This is a genomic window from Devosia sp. WQ 349K1, assembly GCF_016595685.1.
Classification (GTDB): domain Bacteria; phylum Pseudomonadota; class Alphaproteobacteria; order Rhizobiales; family Devosiaceae; genus Devosia.
This window is the reverse complement of record NZ_JAENGO010000001.1, coordinates 800,055-824,026: the sequence shown is the minus strand read 5'-3', so window position 1 is coordinate 824,026 and position 23,972 is coordinate 800,055. Positions and strand designations below refer to the sequence as shown.

The window sequence follows — 23,972 nt, the reverse complement described above, 5'->3', positions numbered from 1 at the left end:
AGGCTCTCCGAATTATGCTTGTGCGCTTCCGAGACGCTGGATGGCGTCACGGCGCATGTCGTCGTGTTTTTTGGTAAGGCTTGAGATGCTCTCGTAAGAGCGCGTGATGCGGATCATGTCGGCCATCTCGGAGATGCCCGAGACGTTGGAGCGTTCTAGGTAACCCTGCATAGCAACGGTCGTTGTTGCTTCGAGTGGGGTGCCACCAGCGAACAGATTGTCGCCCGAGCGTACGAGCTCTTCGGTGTTTGCGAACTCAACGATACGCAGCTGACCCTTAACACCGGCGCTGGACGATACGGTGCCGTCTTGGCTGATGGTGATGCCGATCTCTTCAGGGCCAAACTGGAACTGGCCGCCAACGCCCATGACTGGATTGCCCGACAGGTCAACCAGGACGCCAGTGTTGCTCAACTGGAATGACCCTGCGCGGGTGTATCGTTCACCTGCAGGCGTTTCGACAGCAAAGAAGCCTTCGCCATTCAGCGCTACGTCCAGGTCGTTGCCGGTGTTCATGAAAGCGCCAGCGCTCATGTCATGAACTGTGGCCCAGTCCTGAACGTAAGAAAGAGGCTGATCGAGTGTGGGGAAGTCGTTGTGGCGCGCAACTGGCATAAGGTATTCTTCGAAGAGAATATTCTCTCCTTTGAACCCTGTCGTGTTGATGTTGGCCATATTGTTGGCCATCACATCCATGCGGCGCTGCAGTGCGATTTGCCTCGACAGGCTGATCAGTTGTGCGTTTTCAATCATTTAGATCCCCGTTAGTCCCGAAGCCTTACTTCCCCAAGCAGGGCCTCGCCGTTAACCTTGCAGAAACCATGCCAACTGATTGGCGCTAGCGTTTCCAAGGGTTTGGTGACTAACGTGTGTGAAAATCTTGCCGCTAAAGAACTATCACCTAGGTAAAACTTACCCGGCAAAAAATGCCGGTTTAGAGGTTTGTTAAGGTTTCGTTAACCATCTGGGCATTAGCTGAGAGGGCATCCGGAATCGTCTTGTGATGCAGACTTTTGGTAGGGCAAAACTATGGCTGCGGAAGCTGAAATTGGTACAGACGCGCCTGTAAAGAAGCGCCCCCCGAAACTCTTGATTATTATCGCTGCGGCGATTTTGGCTCTGCTGCTTGGCGGTGGTGGCCTCTACTTCTTCCTGAGTAGCTCAAATGACTCAGCTCAGGGTGAGGCGCCCGTAGTTGCACGAGACACCTTCATTTTTAACCTGCCACCGATGACCGTGAATTTGAATTCTGCGGGAAGTGGTCCGGCCTATATGAAGCTGTCGATCGCGCTTGAAGTAGCCAATGAAGAAATGATGACGCAGATTCAGCCGCGCCTCGCGAAGGTTGTCGATGCGTTCCAAGTCTATCTGCGCGAGCTGCGTAAAAGCGATCTAGAGGGCTCGGCGGGTATTTATCGTCTCAAGGAAGAGCTGTTGCGTCGCGTTAATCTGGCCATCTACCCGGCTGAGGTTGAGAGCATTCTCTTCAAAGAAATTCTGGTGCAGTAATGGCTGGTCCGGGCGACGACGATAAACTCAACGACGAATGGGGCCTTGATGACCTGGACAGTCTGTCCACGCCACCACCGCCGCCTTCTGACGAAGATATGACTGAAGAGCAGCGCGCTGCGGCCGCTGCTGCTGAATGGGCCGCAATGCTTGAAGCTGCGGCTGGTGAGCCAGACGGTGGTGTTGATCGCGTTCTTAATCAGGACGAAATCGACAGTCTCCTCGGTTTTGATGCGAGTGCGGGCAGTGATGTTGAGCTGACAGGCGTTCAGGCGCTTATCAATTCGGCTCTGGTCTCCTACGAGCGCCTGCCGATGCTTGAAATCGTCTTCGATCGCCTTGTGCGCTTGTCGACGACTTCGCTGCGCAACTTCACCTCTGACAACGTTGAAGTGACCATGGACTCGATCTCGTCCGTGCGCTTCGGCGACTATCTGAACTCCATTCCGCTGCCGGCCATTTTGTCGGTCATCAAAGCGGAAGAGTGGGAAAATTATGGCCTGCTAACGGTCGACTCCAACCTCATCTATTCGATGATTGATGTGTTGTTGGGCGGGCGTCGTGTAGGTGGCAATATCCGTGTTGAGGGGCGGCCTTATACAACGATTGAACTGGCGTTGGCGCGCCGGATGATCGAGGTCATTCTTGAAGATACGCATCGCGCTTTTGAGCCGGTAACGCAGGTGAATTTTAAGCTTGAGCGCATGGAGACCAATCCGCGCTTTGCTGCAATTTCCCGTCCGGCCAATGCGGCCATTCTGATCGAACTTCGTATCGAGATGGATGATCGCGGCGGTAAGGTTGAAATCCTGCTGCCATACGCGACCATCGAGCCTATCCGTGATCAGCTGTTGCAGATGTTCATGGGTGAAAAATTCGGCCGCGATCCGATCTGGGAAGGTCACCTCGCGTCAGAGATTTATCAGGCCGATGTTGAAGTGGAGGCGGTGCTGCATGAGCAGAGACTACCGCTTGCCAAGGTTCTCAACATCAAGCCTGGCCATACATTGATGTTTGACCGCACGCCGAGCGACCCGATCCGGTTGCGTTGTGGTGATGTCGAACTCACCGAAGCCATCATGGGGCATATCGGTAACCAAGTATCGGTGCGCGTCGCGCGCCCGTTAAATCCGCCAAAGGTCACCATGGCCGCCTTTGAAGCTATTGATGAGAAGATGGAGCAGCGCTGATGTTCGGCCTACCACTGGGTGTGATCGTTGAAGGGTCTGTCGCTGTACTTTTGCTGCTGACGATCGGTTACTGTGTCGTTCTGAACCAGCGCCTGAAGCGTTTGCATCAGGATCGTGACGCGCTTCGTCAAATGGTTGCAGATCTTGTTGCTGCGACCAATCTCGCCAATCAGGCAATTAAAGAGCTGAAGGGTACTGCGATTGAGGCTGATAACCAGCTTTCCTCGCGTCTGCAGGAAGCTGAGCGTTTTGGCATCGAACTGGCGAACCACGTTAATGCCGGTAATGTTCTCATGGAGCGCATTGCCCGTATCACAAGTGTTGCTCGCAATGCTCAGGCTGAAGAGCCTTCTGTGCAGGTTGAGCAGCCCGTGGCCAACAAGGTGCAGTCGGCACTTGATCAACTGCAGGCTCGCGTTCGTAACCGTGGAGTCGCTGCGTGACTAAAATCCGCCTTCTCCCAGTTGTTATTGTTTCAATCTCGGCGCTTCTGGTCTTCAAGACTATTGGGCTAGTAAGCTCAGGCGGCTACGTCTTGACTGGAGTGTCGGGGGTGGCTGCAGCTGATGGTGAAGGCGCGTCTACCGCGCTTGGAACAACCTTGGCCGATCAGACTGTTACCCTCTCTGATCAGCCGACGATTGACGATATGTCGCCGACTCTCGCTGACGGTGCTCCAACTATGGCTCCGTCGGGCACTCCTACTGGCGAAGCTGCGGTTACCGATCTTACCTTGTCGAACCCAGTCGCCTTGGATAACGCATGTGCTCCAGTTCCGGCAGATGGGTCCGAAGACGCGGCTCCTGGTGCTTTGCTAGTGATTTCGGCAGATTGCCCGCCAATGCTTGATGCAAAGGCGCAGTTGTTAACGCCAACTGGTGCAGTGCCGCTGGTTGATGGTGGTGTGCAGAGCACCGAAGGCGTGATCACTGAGCGTTTGACCGAGCGTCGCACCGAGCTCCAGACTTATGAGCAAGAGCTCGCTATGCGTGCGGCACTTGTTGAAGCAGCTGAAAAGCGCATTGAAGAGCGTCAGCAGACCTTGCAGTCCATCGAGACTCAAATCTCGTCCTTGGTGGAAGAGCGCAAGGCTATGGAAGAAGGTCAGTTCGGCGCTCTTGTCGCGATGTACGGCACCATGAAGCCGAAGGACGCTGCAGCAATCTTTGATGAGCTGGATATGGAAGTCCTGTTCCGAGTGGCGAAGATGATGACGCCGCGTAAGATGGCTCCCATTATGGCGGCGATGACGACTGCGCGTGCTCAAGAGCTGACCGTGCGCATGGCGACGGATACCACTGAGCCAGCAGAACAGATGTCAGTCGACGATCTGGCCGCTTTACCACAGATTGTTGGTCAATAGCTGTGAATGGCTTAGGCTGCTGTTAAGTAGCGCTAGGTAGATATAACAGGCCCGTCGTGTATGCGGCGGGTCAGTTATGGAAAGCCTCGCGTTCATGAGGTGCCTGGCAGTAGCCTTGTTCATGAACGCGTTTTGGCGTCGGACGGGCAGAAGGCCGGTGAAGAGCGCTATTAAGAAGAGTCCCAAGGGGACGAAGTACCTCCTTTTAGCTACTGTGGCCTTAAGCTGCCAAATGGTAGCTTCTTCCGCATGGGCCCAAGAAAAGGGGCAGTTATTCGCCACTGAAGAAGATGGCTTTGCCCGCCTCATACTCAGCTTTCCAAACTTGGATGCATTGCCTGCATACTCGATGAAAATCGATAATGGCGTGCTCTCGATTCAGTTTGAAGAACAGGTCGATTTAGTGCTGCCCGATGTCGGCACCACTATGCCAAACTACCTTTCTGTGGCGCGGGTCGATCCCGACCGACGCGGTCTGCGAGTTGGACTAAAAAATACCTACAACTTCAATCATATAGAGGCAGGCGAGAAGCTTTTCGTCGATCTCATGCCTTCCAGTTGGCAGGGGATGCCGCCACCACTCCCGCAAGAGATTGTGGATGAGTTGGCCGAGCGCGCCCGCCAGGCTGCGATTAAGGCCGAACAAGACCGTAAGGCCCGCATGGCTGCGGAGCTAAATCCAACCGCTAAGGTGCGCATTGGTACTGCCGCTACCTTTACACGTATTCAATTCGACTGGTCCGTGCCCACTGACGCTAACTTCGTTCAGAAGGGCGAGCTGGGCGCTATCAATTTTGAATGGCCAGTTGAGATCGATGTTTCTCAAATTATCGACCAACTCCCCGAGCAGCTGGCCTCGATTGCTACGGGCTATTCGCTTGACGGTTCGGTCGCGTCACTCCGTTTCGCCGAAGGTGTTGAGCCTCGGTTCTATGCCATTTCGTCCAGCCAGTATGTCTTGGATATCGACACCGGTGGTATTGATCTGCCTGCGTTGACGGCGACCGCGCTCGCCGATGAGGCGGCAAAAAATGCGCAGGCAGAGGCGGAGGCGTCACGTCCGCCAGAGCCGACTATCTCGGCTTTGCAGGCAACTCCGGCCGAGACGATTACGCCTTATGTCAACGTGCTGGGCAACACGGTACGCGTCGTCTTTCCGTTTGAAAGAGATATTCCGGCGGCGGTATTCCGTCGCGGCGACAGTGTGTGGCTCATTTTTGATACCGTCTCGGGCATCGGTACGCCGGCGTACTCATCTGACCTCGAGGCTATTACCGACGACTATGCTGTGTTGACATCTGGTGACACGCAAATCGTCCGATTGGATCTTTCCCAAGAGCGCCTCGCGACTATCGGCTCGGAAGGCATGGCATGGGTATTGTCGCTTGGTGACATGATGCTGAGCCCGACTGAGCCAATGGCACTCAGCCGTCGTCGCGACGATATTGGATCGTTCGAGATGGTGGCTGATATCGCGCGCCCGGGGCGTATCCACCAGTTTCAAGATCCGATTGTGGGCGATACGCTATCCGTCGTTACGGCCTATCCACCAGCGCGCGGTTTAACGCGCACACTGGACTATGTTGATTTCACTGCACTGCGCAGTGTGCATGGTCTGGTCGTCAAGCCGAAGTCATCCACTGTGACGGTTGCGCTTGAGGATAGTTATGCGGTTGTCTCCGAGGCGACTGGATTGACCGTTTCGGCGCTTGATACGCTCCGGAATATCGGAACGTCCAGCGAAGTCATGGACCGCAGTGGCTTTATCGATTTCGGTACGCTCGAACATAAAGATCCCTTCGTGTTCACCGAGCAGCGCGATCGCCTGGAAATGGCAGCTGCATTGACGCAGGGCGCGGAGCGTGACGCGGCGCGTCTTAACCTTTCGCAGTATTACATCGCCAACCAGTTCGCGGAGGAGGCTCTAGGGGTCATCCGTCTGCTTGAAGAGGAACAGGTCGACGAGGCGTTGACCCGCGAGATGCGGACGACGGCTGCTGTAGCGAACATCCTTGCTGAACGCTCGCTCGACGCGCTCAGCGTTCTAAATTCGCCGTCGCTCGACCAAGATATCGACGCCAAGTTCTGGCGGACGATCGCGCGAGCGAATGCGGGTGATTTCCGTGGCGCGCGTTCGGATGCACTCGATGCGCAAGCCGTGCAGCAGAATTATCCCGAGTGGGCTCGCCGCGAGTTTCAATTGGCGACAGCACGCGCTGCGGTAGAGGCAGAAGACCCTGTGCTCGCAGAATCTGTGCTGGATGATTTGAACTTTGCGCTGCTGCCTGAACAGATGGCGTCTAATTATCTCATCGCCACTGCGCGTATGGCAGAGCTTAAGAACCGCCCTGACGAAGCGCTCGATATCTACGGTCAAGTCATTGCTTCGGAGGTGCGTCCGAGCCGTGCGGAAGCTGTATATCGCACGCTGCTATTGCTCGACAAGCAGGGGCGGCTGGACCTTGCAAAGGCAACAGAAACGCTCTCGTCGGAGATCATGCTTTGGCGTGGTGACAGGCTGGAAGCGGACATGCAGGCGCTGCTAGCAAGCTTGTATTTCCGTAACGGGGATTATCGCCTCGGTTTCGAGGCGGTGCGTAATGCGATCTCGCATTACAACGAGAGTCCAACGCTTAATGCGCTACGAGACGAAGCGCAGGAGACGTTCAGCGATCTCTATCTCAATGGTGTGGCCGACTCCATCGGCCCGATCGAGGCCCTGAGCATATACTACGACTTCCAGCACCTGACGCCGCCAGGCGCGCGTGGTGACGAAATGATCCGCAATCTGGCGCGTCGTCTCGTGCGGGTGGATTTGCTTCCCCAGGCAGCCGAACTCTTGCGGTATCAGCTGGATAATCGACTTCGTGGAGCTGCGCGTGCTCAGCTGGGCACGGACCTTGCTGTGATTTATCTGGCGGACCGTCGTCCGCAGGATGCCATGCGCGTCTTGAACGATACGCGATTGCCAGACCTGCCGGATAGCCTGCAGCGCCAGCGCCGCATTCTGGAGGCTCGCGCCATGATCGATGCTGGGCGCGACGTGCTGGCGCTCGATCTCGTCCGCATGCTGAGTGGCAAGGATGTGGACATGCTCCGCATTGATGCGCATTGGAAAGCGAAGCGTTATTCGCAAGCGGGCGAAATGATCGAAGCCATTTATGGTAATCGTCCCGAAGGCACTCCGCTCGATGCGGCTGCGCGTCTGAACCTGGTGAAGGCGGGTGTTGGCTATGTTTTGGCCAACGATAACTATGGTGCATCGCGTCTACGGACAAAGTTCAGCGATGAAATGGTCGGTGCTCCAGAGTGGGCGATGTTCGATTATGTCACTGGCCCGATCCAAGCGAGCTCGCTGGAGTTCAAGAAAGTTGCGGCTGAAATTGCTGCGATTGATAGTCTCACAGCATTCCTGACCTCTTACCACGAGACCTATGGCGGGGAGGGGGCCTTGACGCCTGCTACCGCTACCAAGGTGGATGCAGGAATGGCGTCGCGCTAAACGAGCGACCTTGAACCAATAACGCCGCGGCCTCACTCGAGGCCGCGGCGTTTTCATTTTGAGCGCATAGTTAGGCTTTTAGGGCTGCGGGCACGTGCCTCCCATTGATGTGCTCCAACATGATCAGATAAGGCGCCGACCAGCGCTAAGGCTGTGACCGTGGCGTCGGTTGTCTGACACAGGAAATAAGAAAAACGCCGCGGCTTTCAGTTAAGCCGCGGCGTTACAAATTCCAAGGTTAGGCTTGGCTATGTGCCAAAACTTCGAACAAGTGACCCGGCAACGAGATACCAGCCGTCGACCAGTACGAAGAAAATGAGTTTGAAGGGGAGTGAGATCGTTACCGGCGGCAACATCATCATACCCATGCTCATCAGAACTGAAGCGACCACCATGTCGATGATGACGAAGGGAAGGAAGAGTAGGAAGCCGATTTCAAATGCCCGCCGCAACTCAGAAATCATAAACGCTGGCACGAGCAGATGCAGCGGAATTTCTTCTACGGTTTCAGGGACTTCGGCTGACGTTAGGTCGTAAAATAGAGAGAGGTCCTTGTCGCGCACGTTGAAGCGCATGAACTCGTGGAGCGGTGCTGCACTTCTCTCGAAGGCCTCGGCGACCTCAATTTCACCGGCCATAAGTGGCGCTATGCCCTGGTCGTAAGACTGCTGCAGCGTCGGCTGCATGATGAAAAGTGTCAAGAAGAGCGCCAGCGAGATCATCACAGAGTTCGGCGGCGCAGTCTGTAGGCCAATGGCTGTGCGGAGAAGGGAAAGTACCACAACGATGCGCGTGAAACTCGTCACCATGACGAGGATCGAGGGCGCTAGCGATAGCAGCGTGATCATGCCGATCAGCTGCACAGCGCGTTCCGTGAGGGTCGTTTCGTCCCCGAAGTCTATCGAGACGTCTTGAGCGTAGCCTGTGGATGTCGCGGCAACTAAAAAGCTGCCAGCGAAGATCACTGGCAGCCAGATTTTCCATCCCCAGCTGCGTGCTGGTTTAGCTGCGATTTGCATCTTTTTTAGTGTCATTATCAAGCGACGCATTCCCGCCCAAATCGGTGTCAGCGCCTTCTTTATCTGAGTCGACAGGCTTAACGGGCGAATAATCCGAGGTTTGCGACGTGGAATCTTCGTCTCCCTTGCGGACAGGGCGCAGAAGACCGGTGTGGCGCAGCGACACGTGACCCTTCTTGTCCGATGGGTGACCTGCACGTTGCAACTGCTCAAGTACAGTACCTGGCGCGGCCGTCACTACAGGCTCCGGAGAATCGGTCTGTGCGACATCCGGCGATGCTGTTGGTTGGGCAGGGGGTGTCATTCGGCGCACGGCTGAAGGTGCCAAACCGCGTCGCGCAGTGACCGCGACTTGTTGTTCAGGCGCAGCGAAACCCGCCTCTACGACGATGTCTTGGGGGCCGCCAATGAGGATGAGATGCTCGACATCGTCGCGGCGTACAATGAGCAATTGTCTTTTCTGATCAACATTTAACGTGTCGATGACGGCCAGTCGCTTGTTGCGACCGCGTACTGCTTTGCCTGATGCATTGCTGATGAACTTGAGTAGCCAGCTTACCAGCAGAATAAGGACTAGGACGATGGCAAGCGCGAGCACGGCGGTAACCACCGTATTGCCGCTGCCCCCGAAGAGGCTGGTGATAAACTGCAAGGTCGAAACTCCCATTTTTTCAGGCACGTAAGGCGATAGTCCGATTTGTATTTTAGGGCAAGATCGGCCTTTTGGTGGGTAATTATTGCCGCATATTGCTGTCAGCAAAGCATTTTGCGACCAAAATTAACCATTTGTTAACCCTAAAATCGGCAAGAATTGCCCATTAACAACTGCGGAGTCGGGAAATGGGACTGATGGACATGCCGGTGTTTTCAGCACTGACCGATAAAATGCGTTGGCATCAAAGCCGACAAGGATTGCTCGCAGAGAACGTCGCGAATGCCGAAACACCCGGTTATCGCGGTCGAGATCTTGCGCAGTATGACTTTGCTAATAGAGCAAAGCAAATGAGTTCAGCTTCGATCTCCACGATCGTAACTCAGCCTATGCACATCGTTGCATCTTCAGAAGGCGGTCAATTTGCAGCCCAGCGTATGGCCAACTTCGAAGTCACTCCCGAGGGCAATGGGATTACGCTCGAGGATGAGATGATGAAAGTTACAACCAACATGATGGACTACCAGGCAGCGACGTCGCTGTATCAGAAGTCGGTCCGTATCCTGCGCGTTGCGCTGGGTAAGAACGTTTGAGGTAGGTCATGGACTTTAATTCATCACTCAAGATCGCCGCTACTGGATTGCACGCTCAGACCGCGCGCATGCGCGTCATAGCAGAGAATATTGCCAATGCGGACTCGGCGGGCAAGGCGCCTGGCGAAGATCCCTATCGTCGGCGGATCCCAACTTTCCACGCTAGCTTTGATGCAGAGGTGGGTGGTCGCATTGTTGAGGTGGGCCGGTTGGCGTTGGACCAATCGGACTTCATTCCACGCTACGAGCCTAGTCACCCTGCAGCCGATGAGAGTGGCTACGTTCAATATCCAAACGTGAACAGCATTATTGAGACCGCGGACATGAGGCAGGCGCAGCGTAGCTACGAAGCCAATCTCAACGTTGTCACGGTCACCCGTCAAATGCTCGGGCGCACGCTCGACATTCTCGGCGGTTAAAAACCCTTTTTATTGGAGCTTTTGTTATGGCAATTACTACCCCACTGAATGCCGCAACTAGCGCTTATACCAACGCTAGCCGTCTCGTTACTATGCAGCCGCTGCCGATGACCGATCTGCAGGCAAACCTCGGTCCCATCAACGACTTTGCGTCCATGCTGGCGAGCAATGTTCAGAGTGTGCTCGATAAGGGGCAGGCTTCGGATGCGCTGGCCATCGACATGGTCAACGGTAAGGCAAATGTCATCGATATGGTGACGGCCCTTTCAGAAACCGAGATGGCTATCGAAAGCATGGTCACTCTCCGCGATCGTGTGATTTCCGCCTACGAAGAAATCATGCGGATGTCGATTTAAGACTAAGTTTTGGGGAGCCCGGCCAATTTCAGAGCCGGGCTACCCCGAATTGCGCTACCCTAACGGCCTGATTCCACCGGAACCCTGTCATGTCTGGCGCAGAAACACTCGATATTGCTCAACAAGCGATTTGGGCTTTGCTCATCGTATCGCTACCATTGATGCTTGTTGGCCTTGCTGTCGGTGTTGTCATCGCGCTTTTCCAGGCGCTAACTCAAATTCAAGAACAGACGCTCGTCTTCGTGCCGAAGGTGGTGGCGATGTTCCTTACCATGTTGCTTATCTTGCCCTTTATGGGGGCGACCATGTCGGGCTTTATGGATAAAGTCGTCGACATGATTATCGTCGGGTTCTGAGGTGACGGTCAGCCTAAATTGGCTGCCAGATGTGGCCTTTGCGTTCATGGTCTTGTTCGCACGCATTGGCGCGTTGCTGATGCTGATGCCCGCCCTCGGAGAGAAGACTATTCCGATGCGGCTTCGCTTGTGCTTTGCGCTAGCGTTTACGTTTGTGGTTTTTCCCCTTCTTAGTCCCCTCATTCCCTCTATGCCGACAGACTTAGGCGCTGTCGTTGGCCTGTTGCTGCATGAACTAGCTATTGGGCTGATCATCGGCGGGATTATTCGTATCACCACAATGGCAACGCTCGTGGCAGGGACCATTGTGGCGTTCCAAACGGGTCTATCGGGTGCTCTCGGAGCGGACCCCGGCCAAGCTGGTGCGCAAAGCGCCGTGTTTGCGAATTTTCTGTCTTTTTTGGGTTTGGCGCTCATCTTTTCGACAGACCTGCACCATCTGGCTCTTGCCGCGATTTATGACAGCTACGGGGTCTTCTCCATATCGGCCCCGATGATGTTTGAAGACTTTATGCAGCTTGCCCTGCAAACCGTGGCTAGTGCTTTCGCTGTGGGCGTACAGATGGCAGCGCCGTTCATCGTTTTCGGCCTGGTCTTTAACCTTGGTTCGGGCATCCTCGCGCGTCTCATGCCTGCGTTGCAGGTGTATTTTGTGCTTATGCCAGCCAATATCTTGGTCGGCATCCTGCTCCTCTTCCTTCTCCTCTCGATGATGATGGGCTGGTATCTTACCGCCTTCGAAGAGCATCTGACGATGTGGCGAGGCTAAGAGATGTCAGACGAGGACAAAGACTCCAAAACCGAAGACCCCTCCCAGAAGAAGCTCGATGACGCTCACAAAAAGGGTGATGTCGCGAAAAGCCAAGAGGTCACCTCTTGGTTTATGCTGATAGGCATCACCGGTGTTTTCGCATCGGTCTCGCCTTGGGTTGCGAGCGAACTCAACACGTCGCTCAGTCTTGTCCTGATGAACGTTGATCAGATCGACATCAGTGCCGCTGGCTTTTCTGATTTCATCGGTCGCTTAGTTTATTCTGTCCTCGGGGTCATGTTGATCCCACTTATCATTCTGTTTGCCTGCGGCGTGCTGGCGAATTTGGTACAGCACAAGCCGGTTTGGTCCGCGCAGCCCATCACGCCCAAGCTATCCAAAATTTCTCCCTTAGCAGGGGCAAAGCGCCTGTTCTCTTCTGAAGCTCTGGTGAACTTCGGCAAGGGGCTCCTTAAAATCATCATTGTTGGCGCCGTCGTCGTTGCAGTGTGTTGGCCGGAACGCGACCGACTGGACACGATGATGACTGCTGATCCGCTCGTTATGCTCTTGGATTTTCAAGAGCTCGGCGTGAAAATCCTCGGCGCAGTTCTGATTGTCGTGACGATTATCGCTGGTGCGGACTACTTCTACGTGCGTCAGAAGTGGTGGAAGCGTCAGATGATGTCCGTTCAGGAAACGCGCGAAGAGTATAAGCAGCAGGAAGGCGATCCGCATGTGAAGGGACGCCTGCGTCAGCTGCGGCAAGAACGGTCTCGTAAGCGCATGATGGCGCAGGTTCCTAATTCTACCGTGGTTATCGCAAACCCCACGCACTTTGCGGTGGCGCTAAAATACGATGCTAAGATGGCTGCGCCAATTTGCGTCGCCAAGGGCGTTGATGCCGTTGCTCTGCGCATTCGCGCTTTGGCAGAAGATAGTGACGTGCCTGTGGTTGAAAACCCACCCCTCGCTCGTGCGCTCTATGCCACTGTGGATCTTGATGAAACCATTCCAATCGAGCACTTCAAGGCTGTTGCTGAAGTCATCGGTTTCGTGATGGGGCTGAAAAATCGGCGTGGAGGTTGGCGTCCGACGCGGTAGATTGACTATGAAGATTAACTCCTTCGGGCTCCCAACACCGGCCCCCATTTGCTAATCCTTTTTTAATTGTCTCGATTCGGGACGTTGGAGCACGTAATTATGGCAAGGACGCCGCTCGGCGAGCATAGCTATCCCGAACCCGTCCTCGACGCTGCGCGCGGCGGCACAGGATTGTGGCGCGTTATACTACTCGGCGCGGCGCTGATTGCGGCGGCGGTTGTGTTTTCTCTCTTCGGGGATCGCATATCACCCGAGATCGTGATGAGTTTCGTTGGGCTGCTAGCTGTCGCTGGTGTGTTTTTCCTGTTCGGGCTTGCGGCCAATCTCTTCCGCTTCGCCTCAACCGAAGAACGCCGTACCGTCAATCATGCTCTGGTCGATAGCATGCCCTTTGGCGTGCTGATTGCTGACCGTGACGGCAAGATTTCATATGTGAACCACCATTATGGTAGTTTCCCCGGCGGCGTCACCAATGGTGTCCCTGTTGGCGTACCGCGCCTTTTTGCGGGATATGCCGATGCGAGCGAGGCGGTTTACCGACTGTCGCGCGCTGCCAAGGAAGGCCGAAATGCCATCGAAGACATTCGAATTCCGGGCGGCCTCGGTGGTTCTCAGGCTGAAGCCAATCGTGTTTTCTGGTATCGTGTCGCAGTGCGTCCGCTCCCTGCTAGCGACGAAACGACCAAGCCTTTAGTCACTTGGTCGGTAGAAGACATTACGCGTGATCGCGAAAACAACGAGACGGCGTTCCGCGATCTGCAGCGCGCCATTGACTATCTTGATCACTCGCCTTCCGGTTTCTTCTCTGCAGATGCCCAGGGCCGCATCCAGTATCTCAACTCAACGCTTGCGGATTGGCTGGGCTATGATTTGGCCGAGTTTAATGTCGGCCAGTTGGCGCTATCGGACATTGTCCGTGGAGATGGTGCGTCGCTGCTGATGCGTGGTCGTGGCGATGGCGAAATTCGCACGGAGATCATCGACATAGATTTCGTGCGCCGCAATGGCACGACATTGCCGGTGCGGCTGTTGCACCGTGCAGCGCGCTTGGCCGATGGCGAACTCGGGGAAACCCGGACGTTGGTGCTCGATCGCTCCAGTGCCCCAGACAATGAAGAAGCGCTACGCGCCGCTGAAGTGCGCTTCTCGCGCTTCTTCAACGATACGCCATTCGCGATTGCGACCCTTGATGGGGAAGGGCGGATTGTCCGTACCAATGCCCCATTCAGCCGTATCTTCCAGTGGTCGGGGGAAGCGCAAAGTCTGGAGCTGCATCCGGTCGTTGACTTGGTCGATGGCTCTAGCCGCGACAAGCTGGTGAAGGCCATTGCCGACGCTATGTCGGGGCGGTCGGCCGTCGAGCCTGTAGATGCGACGCTCAATATGGAAGGCGATCACGCGGTTCGCCTTTATATCTCCGCTTCGGAACTCAGTGCTGGTTCGCCTGAACAGGTGAACGTCTACGCGCTTGATATGACGGACCAGCGCAAGCTCGAAGCGCAGTTTGCGCAAAGCCAGAAGATGCAGGCGATTGGTCAGTTGGCAGGCGGCATTGCCCACGATTTTAACAATCTCCTCACCGCTATTATTGGCTTCTCCGATCTCCTCTTGCTCAAGCACAAGTTGGGCGATCCATCCTTTAATGAGCTGATGCAGATCAAGCAGAACGCTAATCGCGCGGCCGGTCTTACCCGGCAGCTCTTGGCTTTCTCGCGCCGCCAGACCCTGCGGCCACAAGTGCTTGAATTGCCGCTGATCGTTGATGATTTGACGGTGCTATTGAAGCGCATGATTGGCGAAAAGAACCAGCTGGCCGTCGATCATGGACGTGATATTTGGCCAGTTCGCGCTGACGTGGTGCAGCTAGAGCAGGTTATTATCAACCTCGTCGTTAACGCCCGTGACGCTATGCCTAATGGTGGCTCGATCACCATTCGCACCAGCAATGTGGGCGAGATCGATGTTGTCTCCATGCGCCATGAAGGCATGCCGGCAGCCGATTACGTGCTCATTGAGGTGGAAGATACCGGTACCGGTATGAGCCCAGAAATCTTGCAGAAGATTTTCGATCCTTTCTTCACCACCAAGGAACTCGGCAAGGGTACCGGGCTTGGTCTGTCGACCGTTTATGGCATCGTCAAACAGACCGAAGGTTTTATCTATCCGGTTTCGACCGTCGGCGTGGGCACGACTTTCAAGATCTTCCTGCCGCGTCATGTACCGACGATTGAAGAAGTGCAGAAGGCAGCTATCGCGGCCGCCGTTCCAGCCAAGGACCTTACCGGTCACGAACGCATTCTGCTCGTGGAAGACGAGGAAAGCGTCCGTGCCTTCTCCGCTCGCGCGCTGCGCGCTACCGGCTATGAAGTGCTCGAAGCCGATAGCGGGGAAGAGGCGATCTGGGTGCTCGAAGACCACAATTATGAGGTCGATCTGATCATCTCTGACGTGGTGATGCCGGAAATGGACGGACCGACCATGCTCAAATCGATCCGTGGTAAGATCAAAAATCTCAAGATCATCTTCGTCTCTGGTTATGCTGAGGAAAGCGTACGACGCGACATTGAGGACGATCAGAGCGTCGACTTCCTGCCAAAGCCTTATTCGCTCGACGACATCAATTCCAAGGTCAAGGAAGTCCTGCAGCGCCAGGACAAGCCGAACTGATCATGTAGTCTGAACAAAAAAGCCCGCTTCATGAGAAGCGGGCTTTTTACTGCGCGGGTGAGGGGATCAGTAGAGCCCCAAAACTTTCACATCCTTGTCGGCATCGATCGCAACGCCATTGCGGAGCGGTAGACCGAACTGGGTCTCTTCGATTTCGAAGACGTCGCCGGGTTGAGTCGAAATCCCATCAGCAAAGCTCAGTGTTGCTGTCCCGAACATATGCACATGCACATCGCCCGGCTGGCAGAATAGGTCATATTTGAAGTGGTGGTATTCGAGATTGGCTATGGTGTGGCTCATGTTGTCCTCGCCAGAGAGGAACGGTTTTTGCCACAGAACTTCGCCATTACGCAGGATGCGCGAGGTGCCCTCCACGTGCTTCGGTAAATCACCGACACGGATTTCAGGGCCAAATGAACACCAGCGCAGTTTCGAGTGTGCGAGGTACAAATAGTTGATGCGCTCGGTGACGTGGTCAGAAAACTCATTGGCTACGGCAAAGCCGATGCGGCGAGGATTGCCATCCCCATCGATCACGTAAATGCCGGCCATCTCCGGCTCTTCACCAGCGTCGAGGGCAAAGCTTGGGGACGGGATTGGCTGGCCGGGCCTCGCAACGATATTGCCATTGCCCTTGTAGAACCACTCCGGCTGGACGCCACGCTCACCGTCTTTCGGTTTGCCGTTCTCAAGTCCCATACGGAACATTTTCATGCTGTCGGTCAGCTCTTCGACAGGCTTTGAACCATTTGCCTTGTGCATTGCGTCGCGGGTTGCTGCCGAACCAAGGTGGGTTAGGCCCGTTCCGGTAACGTGCAAATGGGCGGCATCGGGGTGGTCAATGGGCGAAAGCAAGCGTCCTGCGGCGGAGAGCTGTGCCTTGTCGACGGTCTCACCAAGACCCACAGCCTTCACCACTGCAGGGATGCCACCTTTGGTCAAAAAAGCCTTCTGCGCCAAAGCGTAGACGCTCGTGATCTCGTTGAGGCGTCTCGTGACGCCCTCGAGCGTTACGCCCACAGCACGCGTGTTGTTGTCGTCCAAATATTGAATGAGATGCATATCAGTCCTCGGCTGCGCTTCCCCTGAGCGGGGGCATAGAACCCAAGCTTTTGGCAGCTGTCTAGCTATAAATCATACTTTTTAAAGTGGCGCGACAGGCGCAGCAGAATCGCGGCAATTGGGCCCTGAACAGGCTGTCTTTCAAAAGTCTGGCTTTGTTCTCATTTTCCGCCTTGACTGAATGGGTACAAAGTGAGAACAAATGCGATACAGATATCGCACATTGGCTAGATCCTCTCGTTGCAGTGACTTCGAGAGCGTGAAATAAGGAGACAGCATTATGGCAGCTTCGTCGCTTCGCGTTGTTGAAGGTGGATCTATGGACAAGGATAAGGCTCTTGCGGCCGCGCTGAGCCAAATCGAACGTAATTTCGGTAAAGGCTCAATCATGCGCTTGGGTGAAAACCAGGCGATTGAAGTTGAAGCTATTTCAACCGGTTCGCTTGGTCTCGACATCGCGCTGGGCATTGGTGGTCTGCCAAAGGGCCGTATTGTCGAGATTTTTGGTCCGGAAAGCTCCGGTAAGACTACATTGGCGCTGCATGTTATCGCGGAGGCCCAGCGTAAGGGCGGCATCTGCGCGTTTGTGGACGCCGAGCACGCACTTGATCCGGTCTATGCTCGTAAGCTTGGCGTGAATATCGACGACCTGTTGATTTCGCAGCCGGATACTGGCGAGCAGGCGCTTGAAATCACGGACACCTTGGTGCGCTCGGGCGCGATCGACGTGCTCGTCATCGACTCGGTTGCGGCTCTCACCCCTCGCGCTGAACTTGAGGGCGAAATGGGCGATAGCCTGCCGGGACAGCAGGCGCGTCTGATGAGCCAAGCCATGCGTAAGCTGACCTCGTCGATTTCGAAGTCGAAGTGTCTGGTCATCTTCATCAACCAGATCCGTATGAAGATCGGTGTGATGTATGGTTCGCCAGAAACCACCACAGGCGGTAACGCGCTAAAGTTTTATGCGTCAGTTCGCTTGGACATCCGTCGTATCGGTGCTCTCAAGGATCGCGAAGAGATCGTTGGTAACCAGACCCGCGTGAAGGTGGTCAAGAACAAGCTTGCCCCGCCGTTCCGTCAGGTCGAATTCGACATCATGTATGGCGAAGGCATTTCCAAAACCGGTGAATTGCTCGATCTGGGTGTGAAGTCCGGCATCGTCGATAAGGCGGGCGCTTGGTTCTCCTGGGAAAGTCAGCGTCTGGGGCAGGGGCGTGAAAATGCCCGACAGTTCCTCAAGGATAATCCAGAAGTCGCCAACACCATTGAACAGGGTGTGCGCGAAAGCTCCGGCCTCCTCGGTGAAGTGCTCTTGGTGGCGGCCGGCGAAGACGACGCAGGTAGCGAAGACTAAGATTGAAATTGATTGCACTACCCCCGCTTCGGCGGGGGTTTTTGTTTTCCGGGGAGACGCTTTAGGTCAAATAATTGACAAAGCCGTCACAGCACTTGGGGCAAATGCGCCACTTGCTGAAAACTCGCCGGTTTTTCCCCGTCCAACGCTGGACACACAACGAGCCATCACGATAAATAGCCCCCAAATTTTCCTACTCGGGCGTCACTGCGCCCGCTCGCCATGAAAGCCTGTGTATGACCAGCGTAAACGATCTTCGTTCGAGCTTTGTCGACTACTTTGCACGCAATGGCCACGAAGCTGTTGCCTCGAGCCCGCTCGTCCCGCGCAATGACCCGACGTTGATGTTTACCAATGCGGGCATGGTCCAGTTCAAGAACGTCTTCACCGGCGTTGAAAAGCGTCCTTACTCGACCGCGACGACGGCGCAGAAGTGCGTACGCGCTGGCGGTAAGCACAACGATCTGGACAATGTGGGCTTTACCGCGCGCCACCACACTTTCTTTGAAATGCTCGGAAACTTCTCGTTTGGCGATTATTTCAAGTCCGACGCGATTGAACTGGCCTGGAACCTCCTCACCAAGGATTGGGCTCTTCCAAAAGACAAGCTGATGGTCACCGTCTATCAGGACGATGATGAGGCTATGGAGCTTTGGAAGAAGATTGCTGGTCTTTCTGAAGATCGCATTGTTCGCCTCGGCGCCAAGTCCAACTTCTGGCAGATGGGCGATACCGGCCCTTGCGGTCCGTGCTCGGAAATCTTCTATGACCACGGCGATAAGGTCTGGGGCGGCCCTCCGGGTTCTCCTGATGAAGATGGCGATCGTTGGATCGAAATCTGGAACCTTGTTTTCATGCAGTTCGAACAGCATGCCGATGGTTCGCGTACTGGCCTGCCACGCCCGTCCATCGATACCGGCATGGGTCTTGAACGTATCGCTGCAGTGATGCAGGGGGTTCACAACAATTACGATATCGACCTGTTCAAGGCGCTGATCTCGTCTGCCGCTCACGCAACCAATTCCGACATCAACGGTCCGGGCAATCGCTCGCTGCGCGTAATTGCCGACCACTTGCGTTCGATGAGCTTCCTCATTGCTGAAGGCGTACTGCCGTCCAATGAAGGTCGCGGCTACGTTTTGCGCCGCATCATGCGCCGTGCGATGCGTCATGCGACCCTTCTGGGTGCTAATGAGCCAGTGATTCACAAGTTGGTTCCAACCCTCGTGCGCGAAATGGGTCAGGCATATCCAGAACTGAGCCGTGGCGAAGCCATGATCGCGGAAACCGTCCGTCTTGAAGAGGGCCGCTTCCTCAAGACCCTTGGCCGTGGCCTGCAGATCCTCGAAGCCGAAACCGCTTCGCTGGGCGAAGGCGACGTGCTCGCTGGTGCGACCGCGTTCAAGCTCTACGACACCTATGGCTTCCCACTCGATCTGACCGAAGACGCCTTGCGTTCGCGTTCGATCACTGTTGACCAGGCAGGCTTTGATGCCGCTATGGCGCAGCAGAAGGCCGAGGCCCGCAAAAACTGGGCTGGTTCGGGCGAAGCGGGCACCGACACTGTTTGGTTCGGTCTTGCCGACAAGCTCGGCCCAACCGAATTTCTCGGTTACGAAACTGAAACTGCAGAAGCCGAGATCAATGTCATCTTGGTCGATGGCAAGGAAGTCACTGAACTCTCCGCTGGTCAGGACGGCATTGTCGTCGTCAATCAGACACCATTCTATGGCGAAAGCGGCGGTCAGGTCGGCGATAGCGGCGTGATCAAGGCTGATGGCGTTGTGGCCCTTGTGACCGATACCAATAAGTATCAGGGCGTCTTCGCGCATCGCGTCTCCGTCAAGGAGGGGGCGCTGAAGGTCGGTCAGGCTGTTGAGCTGGTTGTCGATCACACACGTCGTTCGGCGATCCGTTCGAACCACTCCGCGACCCACTTGCTGCACGAAGCGCTGCGCCTCGTTCTCGGTGATCACGTTGCGCAGAAGGGCTCGATGGTTTCGGCCGATCGTCTGCGCTTTGACTTCGTCCACACCAAGCCAATGACGCCACAGGAATTGGCAGAAGTTGAAGACATCGCCAATGCGATCATTCTCCAGAACACCCCGGTTGAAACACGCCTAATGGGCGTGGAAGAAGCTAAGGAATCTGGCGCGCGTGCTCTGTTCGGCGAAAAATATGGCGACGAAGTTCGCGTTGTTTCCATGGGTGAGCCAACCGGTAACAGTGTTGGCTGGTCCGTTGAACTGTGTGGCGGTACGCATGTGAAGCGTACTGGCGATATCGGTCTGGTGTCGATTGTGTCGGAAGGCGCAGTTGCTGCTGGTGTCCGTCGCGTTGAAGCACTCACCGGCACTGCAGCTCGTCATCGTGGCAACACCAATATCCAGCTGGTTTCCTCGGCGGCCGGTCTCCTACGTTCGGGAACCCACGAGGTTCTTGATCGTATTGAAGCGCTGCAGAACCAGCTTAAGAGTGCTGAAAAGGCTCTTGCTGATGCCCGTCAGAAGCTGGCGCTCGGCGGTAGCGGTGAAGGTGGCGGCGCTACCGAAACAGTCAACGGCGTGACCTTCGTTGGTCGCGTGGTTGAAGGCATTGCGGCTAAGGACATCAAGTCGGTCGTTGACGCTGAGAAGAAGCGTATTGGTTCCGGCGTGGTTGTCGTTGTCCTCAAGGGTGAAGACGGCAAGGGCACTGTTGCTATTGGCGTCAGCGAAGACCTCACCGCCAAGTACGCTGCAGGCACATTGATCAAGTCCGCTACAGTTGCTCTCGGCGGTCAGGGCGGCGGCGGTCGTCCGGATATGGCTCAGGGTGGTGGACCAGACGCTTCCAAAGCTGAAGACGCCGTTGCGGCGATCCGCGCGCTGCTCTAAGCGGGTCAGTTCGAAATACAAAAGCCCCGTCGAGAGACGGGGCTTTTTTTATGGCTATTGGCCGGTACGAAAGAAGAAGATGCGGGGCTTCCAGCGGATCGGTCTGCGGTCGCTGATGACGTTGAGGAGGCCAGCGATCACCACGATCACCATGCCGATAATGGCTACCCAATCCGGGTATTCGCCAAAGAAGAGTGCCCCAAATAGGATAGCCCAGATGAGCTGGCTGTATTGGACAGGGGCCACGATGTTGGCCGGTGTGACCTTCGTGGCTGCAATGACAAGTAGCCCGCCGAGCCCTCCGAGCAGGCCGATGCTGAGGAAGATCAGCATCTGTTCCCACGTTGGTATGACGAAGGTTGGGATCATCAACAAGCCATTGATGATCGCCGAATAGAGCACTTGCAGCCCGACAATGCTAACGCGCCGCTCGCGGGGCGCTACATGGCGCAGAATGATGGTCGTGATGGAGCCAAGGAAGGCGCCGAACATCATAATGTAGTGGCCGGGCAGGACTTCACGCACGCCCGGGCGGATGACCAATACAACACCCAAGAAACACAGGACCAGCAGCAGCCAGCGCTGGATGGTGACGTGTTCCTTGAGAAACACTACTGAAAGTATGGTGACGAATACAGGTGTGGTGAAGCCGATCGCATAGACGTCGGCAAAGGGAATATGCGTAAAAGCGTAGACTACGCAGGCGCTCCCCGTAATTGCCGTCGCGCAGCGGAGGTGCAAGAGCCAAGGGTGGTGGAGCTTGTATATGTCGCGAAAACGCTCGCCGTCTTTGCGGAGCATCAAAGGGATGATGGAGAATATGGCCGTAAAAAACGCGACTTCAAAGACAGATATGCCAGAGCCGATCACTTTGATCAGAGCGTCGCTCATAGAGAAAACGGCGTAGGCGACAAACGCAAGTAGGACGCCGATAGGCATCAGGATCACTCAGTGAAAAAAGGGAGATTCGGTAGACGGGACTACCATACGAGTGAAATCTTACCCCGTCACTCACGGAGTGCGCCGCTTTGTATGATTTTTCAAGGAGGTGATGAAGACAGGGGGTGGTTACGTCGCTTCGGGATGTGAAATGTATTTAATGACAGTTGCTTAAGTTTTTCGTCGCTGGTTAGGCTCTGCTTCCAAATGGAAGTTGTGCGTTACTTTATTGGCTTCTGTTAGGGGTTAGTTTGACTTGTGATGGCGTGATCTATTGCTATCAGTTTAGTTGTTTGCCTATTTTCGTCTCTGGGTGCGAAGCATAGTGCAGGGCTGGTTTCGGTTCTGCCTCGTGAGGAGAGCCTAGATTGAACTTGATTAAACTCTTTTCCGGAGCTTGCGTCGCTCTGGCTATGGTTGTTCCGGTAACGTCCGCGGAACAGGCCATTATTGTTTTGGACGGGTCCGGATCAATGTGGGCCCAAGTCGATGGAACGCCCAGAATTGGCATTGCTCGCGATACGTTGAGCGAAGTGCTGTCCACCCTGCCGGGTGAGTTAGAGCTCGGTCTTATGACCTATGGTCACCGCGAAAAGGGAAACTGCGGCGATATCGAGTTGCTGGTGGCGCCTGCGTCTGGGACAGCTGCGGCAATCAATGCAGCTGCAGCGAAAATAAACCCTAAGGGCATGACGCCACTCAGTGATGCGGTGCGCTTGGCTGCGGAAGAACTGCGCTACACCGAGGATGCCGCAACGGTCATTCTCATTACTGACGGGTTGGAGACTTGCGAGGTTGATCCTTGTGCGCTGGGCAATGAGTTAGAAGCGCAAGGCGTCAATTTCACCACCCACGTTCTGGGTTTTGGTTTGACCGATGAGGAAGGGCGACAAGTCGCCTGCCTCGCGGAGAACACCGGCGGCAAGTATTTCTCGGCTGATAACGGGGCAGGGCTAGTTGATGCTCTCGGCACCGCCGTTGCCGAAGTCGCCCAAGCTCCAGAACCCGAACCAGCACCTGAACCTGCTCCAGTGGAACATGAGTTTAATCTGGTGCCGCAGGCCATATTGGCCGAGGGCGTGCCTTATCATAATGAATTGGGCCAGTTGGTCTGGGAGGTGCACGCAGTCGCTACAACCGGTATCGGTGAGCGTTTGCAAACCGAATATGACTCAGGGGCTAAGTTCAACGTTGAGCCCGGTGATTACTATTTGCGCGCCACTTTGGGCGGGGCGAAGGTCGAGCAGAAAATCAGTGTTGGCGATGGTGAGTTGGCCGAGCCGGTGGTCAATCTGAATGCCGGTTTGGTGAAGGTCCGCGCCGTAACCTCGGAAGGCGAGGTTCCCAATAGCAATACGCAGATCCGCATCTCTTATGGTGATGACAGGTCTACTGAGTTTGGCGAAGGCACTTTCCGGCTTCCAGCAGGACCGCTGGAGATGGAGGTGACCCATGACTCCGTCATCTATACCGAAGAGTTTTCTCTCACTGCGGGTGAAATATTAGAGAAGGACATCAATCTCCACGCGGGCTTTATGGAGGCCACGGCGATCTATGCCGAAGGCGTGGATGTGACCAGCAATCAGCTGCGGTATGGTTTGATGTCGGCCCGTAAATCCATCGACGGACGCCGTGAAGAGATCGACGTGGAATATGATACGTCGGCTAAATTTTATGCAGCGCCAGGGGATTATATCCTCAAAACTGACTTTGAAGCTGTCAGCGTTGAGACCCCTATTACCATAGTCGATGGTGAGCGGCTGGACCTTGTGGTCAATCTCAATGCCGGGGTTGCGGCTTTCACTGCGCCGGGCGTAGAGCGCATGGCCATTTATGAAGCCGGGCTAGGTATCGATGGCACGCGCCGTGAGGTCACTACCAAATATGACGTCGAATGGCAGTACGCTTTTGCCGAGGGCGACTATGTTGCCGTGGGGCAGTTTGCCGACGACGTAGAATATGAGGTGCCGTTTACCGTCATCGCCGGTGAACGTGTGGAGGTGGAAGTGTCTGAAGCTGCCGCCGCCGCTGCCGGTATCGCCGCTGATCAGCCAGCGTCGTCTGCCCCTGCTTCTGAGCCCACAGAGGGCAAGAAAAAGACGAAATAGATTGGTCGGTTTCAATCTGAGGAGGGCGCCCAACGGGCGCCCTTTTTGTTTTTTGGTGAGTGGATTAGGCCTCGGCAGTCGAGGCCCGTTTTGGTGTTCGACCGTGCTTTAGTGAGGCCACAGGCGTCTTGGGCAGGGTGGCGTTTGTAGCG

Annotated in this window: 20 protein-coding genes; 15 read left to right on the top strand and 5 right to left on the bottom strand. The window is 55.3% G+C overall.

Annotation, left to right across the window (positions count from 1 at the left end; genetic code table 11):
- Positions 1–12: 12 nt before the first annotated feature.
- Positions 13–753 (bottom strand): flagellar basal-body rod protein FlgF, encoded by a 741-nt coding sequence (gene flgF, locus JHL21_RS03965; RefSeq protein WP_210257057.1) that lies wholly within the window; start codon positions 751–753, stop codon positions 13–15.
- Positions 754–1,029: 276 nt separating this feature from the next.
- Between flgF and JHL21_RS03960 the strand changes: the two genes are divergently transcribed.
- From JHL21_RS03960 to JHL21_RS03940, 5 genes are all read left to right on the top strand, one after another.
- Complete coding sequence (locus JHL21_RS03960) at positions 1,030–1,509, top strand: flagellar basal body-associated FliL family protein (RefSeq protein WP_200211992.1); 480 nt, start codon at positions 1,030–1,032, stop codon at positions 1,507–1,509.
- Between the two features lie 146 nt (positions 1,510–1,655).
- Positions 1,656–2,699 carry a flagellar motor switch protein FliM gene (gene fliM, locus JHL21_RS03955; protein WP_248305977.1) on the top strand — a complete coding sequence of 348 codons (1,044 nt, stop codon included), beginning with the start codon at positions 1,656–1,658 and terminating at the stop codon, positions 2,697–2,699.
- Positions 2,699–3,142 carry a DUF6468 domain-containing protein gene (locus tag JHL21_RS03950; RefSeq protein WP_200211991.1) on the top strand — a complete coding sequence of 148 codons (444 nt, stop codon included), beginning with the start codon at positions 2,699–2,701 and terminating at the stop codon, positions 3,140–3,142. Before fliM ends, JHL21_RS03950 begins: the two co-directional genes overlap by 1 nt.
- Positions 3,139–4,062, top strand: coding sequence for a MotE family protein (locus tag JHL21_RS03945; RefSeq protein WP_169195247.1), 924 nt, complete (start codon positions 3,139–3,141; stop codon positions 4,060–4,062). Before JHL21_RS03950 ends, JHL21_RS03945 begins: the two co-directional genes overlap by 4 nt.
- A gap of 232 nt (positions 4,063–4,294) precedes the next feature.
- Positions 4,295–7,564, top strand: a complete 3,270-nt coding sequence (locus JHL21_RS03940) for a lipopolysaccharide assembly protein LapB (protein WP_200211990.1) — start codon at positions 4,295–4,297, stop codon at positions 7,562–7,564.
- A 248-nt stretch (positions 7,565–7,812) separates the two neighbouring features.
- Here the strand turns inward: JHL21_RS03940 and fliP are convergent, their stop codons facing one another.
- Both fliP and JHL21_RS03930 read right to left on the bottom strand, forming a co-directional pair.
- Positions 7,813–8,583, bottom strand: a complete 771-nt coding sequence (gene fliP / locus JHL21_RS03935) for a flagellar type III secretion system pore protein FliP (RefSeq protein WP_169195276.1) — start codon at positions 8,581–8,583, stop codon at positions 7,813–7,815.
- Positions 8,567–9,235: a flagellar biosynthetic protein FliO gene (locus JHL21_RS03930; RefSeq protein ID WP_200211989.1), complete on the bottom strand. Its 669-nt coding sequence runs from the start codon at positions 9,233–9,235 to the stop codon at positions 8,567–8,569. Before JHL21_RS03930 ends, fliP begins: the two co-directional genes overlap by 17 nt.
- Before the next feature lie 188 nt (positions 9,236–9,423).
- On the opposite strand from JHL21_RS03930, the gene flgB reads away from it, so the two are divergent.
- The 7 genes from flgB to cckA all read left to right on the top strand — a co-directional run bounded on the left by flgB (position 9,424) and on the right by cckA (position 15,481).
- The gene (gene flgB, locus JHL21_RS03925) at positions 9,424–9,828 is read left to right on the top strand and encodes a flagellar basal body rod protein FlgB (protein ID WP_200211988.1); all 405 of its coding nucleotides are present in this window, start codon (positions 9,424–9,426) and stop codon (positions 9,826–9,828) included.
- Between the two features lie 8 nt (positions 9,829–9,836).
- Positions 9,837–10,247 (top strand): flagellar basal body rod protein FlgC, encoded by a 411-nt coding sequence (gene flgC, locus JHL21_RS03920; protein WP_169195251.1) that lies wholly within the window; start codon positions 9,837–9,839, stop codon positions 10,245–10,247.
- Between the two features lie 26 nt (positions 10,248–10,273).
- Positions 10,274–10,603, top strand: a complete 330-nt coding sequence (locus JHL21_RS03915) for a flagellar hook-basal body complex protein FliE (protein ID WP_210338831.1) — start codon at positions 10,274–10,276, stop codon at positions 10,601–10,603.
- An 89-nt stretch (positions 10,604–10,692) separates the two neighbouring features.
- Positions 10,693–10,959, top strand: a complete 267-nt coding sequence (gene fliQ / locus JHL21_RS03910) for a flagellar biosynthesis protein FliQ (protein ID WP_169195253.1) — start codon at positions 10,693–10,695, stop codon at positions 10,957–10,959.
- Between the two features lies 1 nt (position 10,960).
- Positions 10,961–11,728, top strand: coding sequence for a flagellar biosynthetic protein FliR (gene fliR, locus JHL21_RS03905; RefSeq protein WP_367948151.1), 768 nt, complete (start codon positions 10,961–10,963; stop codon positions 11,726–11,728).
- A 3-nt stretch (positions 11,729–11,731) separates the two neighbouring features.
- Entirely contained in the window at positions 11,732–12,814 is a 1,083-nt protein-coding gene (gene flhB, locus JHL21_RS03900) for a flagellar biosynthesis protein FlhB (RefSeq protein WP_200211987.1), read from the top strand.
- Positions 12,815–12,913: 99 nt separating this feature from the next.
- A complete protein-coding gene (gene cckA, locus JHL21_RS03895; RefSeq protein ID WP_199530970.1) occupies positions 12,914–15,481 on the top strand; it encodes a cell cycle histidine kinase CckA in 2,568 nt (855 codons plus the stop codon).
- Positions 15,482–15,547: 66 nt separating this feature from the next.
- Here the strand turns inward: cckA and araD1 are convergent, their stop codons facing one another.
- The gene (gene araD1 / locus JHL21_RS03890) at positions 15,548–16,543 is read right to left on the bottom strand and encodes an AraD1 family protein (protein ID WP_200211986.1); all 996 of its coding nucleotides are present in this window, start codon (positions 16,541–16,543) and stop codon (positions 15,548–15,550) included.
- Between the two features lie 280 nt (positions 16,544–16,823).
- On the opposite strand from araD1, the gene recA reads away from it, so the two are divergent.
- Both recA and alaS read left to right on the top strand, forming a co-directional pair.
- Positions 16,824–17,897, top strand: coding sequence for a recombinase RecA (gene recA, locus JHL21_RS03885; protein WP_169195257.1), 1,074 nt, complete (start codon positions 16,824–16,826; stop codon positions 17,895–17,897).
- A 236-nt stretch (positions 17,898–18,133) separates the two neighbouring features.
- Positions 18,134–20,773: an alanine--tRNA ligase gene (gene alaS / locus JHL21_RS03880; RefSeq protein ID WP_200211985.1), complete on the top strand. Its 2,640-nt coding sequence runs from the start codon at positions 18,134–18,136 to the stop codon at positions 20,771–20,773.
- A 54-nt stretch (positions 20,774–20,827) separates the two neighbouring features.
- Here alaS and JHL21_RS03875 read toward each other — a convergent pair whose 3' ends face one another.
- On the bottom strand, positions 20,828–21,712 hold the full coding sequence (locus JHL21_RS03875) for a DMT family transporter (protein WP_200211984.1): 885 nt from the start codon (positions 21,710–21,712) through the stop codon (positions 20,828–20,830).
- A gap of 368 nt (positions 21,713–22,080) precedes the next feature.
- Here JHL21_RS03875 and JHL21_RS03870 point away from each other — a divergent pair, with 368 nt between their 5' ends.
- Positions 22,081–23,820 (top strand): VWA domain-containing protein, encoded by a 1,740-nt coding sequence (locus tag JHL21_RS03870; protein ID WP_200211982.1) that lies wholly within the window; start codon positions 22,081–22,083, stop codon positions 23,818–23,820.
- Positions 23,821–23,972 lie beyond the last annotated feature (152 nt).